Here is a 2,445-nt window from a genome sequence, read left to right as displayed (position 1 = left end):
CGACCCACAGGCCGAGCGTGGCGTCGAACGCGAGCGGCGGCCCGTCGACGAGCGCCGCATAGTAGGGATAGGGATCGCGGTGCGTGACCGCTGCGATGGGATCGGTCGGGTTCATGCGGTCAGTATCGGCGCAGCGCGCCGCCGCATGTTTCGGGCTGGCGTGAAATGTCGCGGCGCGGGCATCGCGCGTGGCCGCATCGCGACGACCGGGGAACGTCAGGCCGCCGACCGGTAGCGATGCGACTGCATGCGCATGCGGACGCGCCCGGCCGAAATCGCGCGCGGCTCGGGCACCACCGTGTCGTGATGGAACATTTCCTGCCGGAATTCGCCGTTTTCGTCGAACCACTGGCAGATCAGCCAGTCGCCGTCGTCGAACACGACCGGTCCGGCATAGGTGACGGTCATGCGCGGCCCGCCCGTCTTCAGCGTCACGACATCGCCGACGCGAAGCCGGACGCGTTGATTTTCTCGGATCGTCATCGCTCTCTCAGCATTTTTATATATCGATATTTTCGGCGGCTCACCAACCGTTCTTGCGAAGGTGCCGCAGATTATCAATCAAAAAACCGGCCGGCAACTCCCGCGTAAAAAAACTCACGGCGGGGAAAATGCAACAATGCGCGACATCGATGCGCTCGGCGGGCGCCCGCGCGCCGGCCCCGGTCGAACGGGCGGAATGCGGAGAATAGACGATGAATATTGCGTCGTCACCGACGTTTAACTCGGACGCGAAATCGGTTGATTATTGTCAATCAATGTTTCGGCTGGAAACGATCCCACGGTTTATTTGCGCTCATTCCCCGAACAAATCCGGTGAATTATCGGGCGACGCAAACCAGCGGTTGATATCGCGCCCGGGCACGGCCGCTTGCGTGAACGTAAACGTGCCGTCCTGCGCCATCTCCTTCGCGGCACGCAGGAACGCGCCAAGCGCGGCCCGCGCAAGCGCACCGCCGACGCTCACGCGCTTCACGCCGAGCGCCGCCAGCGCGTCGAGGCTCAGCAGCCCGCCCTGTAACCCCATCACGACGTTTACGGGCGCGCCGACCGCCTGCGTCACCGCCGCGATTTCGTTCGCATCGGTGATGCCCGGCGCATACAGCACGTCGGCGCCCGCGTCGCGATAGGCAACGAGCCGCGCGATCGTATCGGCGAGGTCGGGCCGGCCATGCAGGTAGTTTTCGCAGCGCGCGGTCAGCGTGAACGGAAACGGCAGCGCGCGCGCCGCGTCGACGGCCGCCGCGATGCGCTCGATCGCCGCTTCGCGCGCGTAGATCGGCGCGTCGGCACGGCCCGTCGCGTCCTCGATCGAGCCGCCGACCGCGCCGGCCTCGGCCGCGAGCCGGATCGTTTCGGCCACCGTGCCGGGCGCGTCGCCGAAGCCGTTCTCGAGATCGGCGCTGACGGGCAGGCCGCCCGCGGCGACGATCTCGGCGATGTGATCCAGCATCGCGTCGCGGTCGATCGCGTTGTCGGGCTGACCTTTCGAAAACGCGTAGCCGGCACTCGTGGTCGCGAGCGCCTCGAAGCCGGCCATCGCGAGCAGTCGCGCGGTGCCGGCGTCCCACGGGTTCGGGATGATGAAGGCGCCGGCGCGTGCATGCAGGGCGCGGAACGCTTCGGCTTGGCGGGCTTGCAGGTCGGAACGGGTCATCGTGGACTCCGGAAGGAAGTTGACGGCTGAGCTTACGCCGGTCGTGCACACGACGTTTCAGCGTTCATCGAAATGTCGTCGCGCGACAGGAAAAAACCGGTGCGCCGACGGCGTGCCAGCAGCCGGCAACGAGCGGCCTGGCGCCGCCGCCCGTCCGCCCGGTGCCGGCCCGCAGTCGCTTACTTCGCGGCGGCTGCCCCGCCGTCGATGCCGAGCAACACGTCGGTAACGGCCTCGGAGAAACGCATCGCACGACCGTCGATCAGCACGCCGTCCGGATTCGACGGGTCCCGCGCGGCTTGCGGCACGCCGTGCGCGAGCAGCAGCCGCGCGCAAGCCTCCCAGTCGGACGCGCCGACCTGCTCCGGTTCGTTGACGGATGCCCAGGACAAGGTGCCGAGTGCATCGCTCCCGAACCCGTGCAGGTCGCGCCAGTTCGCGCCGTGCGCGAGCAGGAACGCGAGCAAGCCCGCATCGCCGCGGAACACCGCATGATTCAGCGCGCTCGCATCCCAGTCGCCGCCCCGCGCCGCGATCGGCCAGCCCAGTTCGACCATGACCTTCACCGCGTCGCCCGACCCCCATGCGGCGGCATCCGGCAGCAGCCTCAGCCGCTCGCCGGGCAGCGCACCGGGCAGTTCTGGATGGCGCGCCTGGATGCGCCGCCCATCGTCGGCAGGATCGCGTCCGGGCGCTCCTTCTCGATGATGCGCGCGACGACTTCCCACGTGATCGGCTCGATGTAGGTCACGTCGGCCGTGTTCGGGTCGGTCATGATCGTCGCCGGG

General features: G+C 68.0%; 3 protein-coding genes and 1 pseudogene. All 4 read right to left on the bottom strand.

Annotated elements, in window-relative coordinates:
- Window positions 1-216 precede the first annotated feature (216 nt).
- Window positions 217-483, bottom strand: a complete 267-nt coding sequence (locus G3N61_RS38730; protein ID WP_043180082.1) for a YodC family protein — start codon at window positions 481-483, stop codon at window positions 217-219.
- A gap of 313 nt (window positions 484-796) precedes the next feature.
- A complete protein-coding gene (locus tag G3N61_RS38725) occupies window positions 797-1,657 on the bottom strand; it encodes an isocitrate lyase/phosphoenolpyruvate mutase family protein (RefSeq protein WP_205825076.1) in 861 nt (286 codons plus the stop codon).
- A 179-nt stretch (window positions 1,658-1,836) separates the two neighbouring features.
- A pseudogene (locus G3N61_RS38720) lies at window positions 1,837-2,334 on the bottom strand (ankyrin repeat domain-containing protein); the annotation flags it as partial.
- A partial coding sequence (locus G3N61_RS38715; protein WP_205825077.1) for a hypothetical protein occupies window positions 2,265-2,445 on the bottom strand: 181 nt, incomplete at its 5' end. The gene G3N61_RS38715 and the pseudogene G3N61_RS38720, both read right to left, overlap by 70 nt.

It is taken from the genome of Burkholderia sp. Ac-20349, from assembly GCF_017104865.1.
Lineage (GTDB): Bacteria > Pseudomonadota > Gammaproteobacteria > Burkholderiales > Burkholderiaceae > Burkholderia > Burkholderia aenigmatica.
This window is presented reverse-complemented; position numbering and strand designations above follow the sequence as displayed.

Bases quoted from the DNA above. Each gene is read 5' to 3' on its own strand.
- G3N61_RS38730 (WP_043180082.1), bottom strand. From the start codon at position 483: ATGACGATCCGAGAAAATCAACGCGTCCGGCTTCGCGTCGGCGATGTC.
- G3N61_RS38725 (WP_205825076.1), bottom strand. From the start codon at position 1,657: ATGACCCGTTCCGACCTGCAAGCCCGCCAAGCCGAAGCGTTCCGCGCC.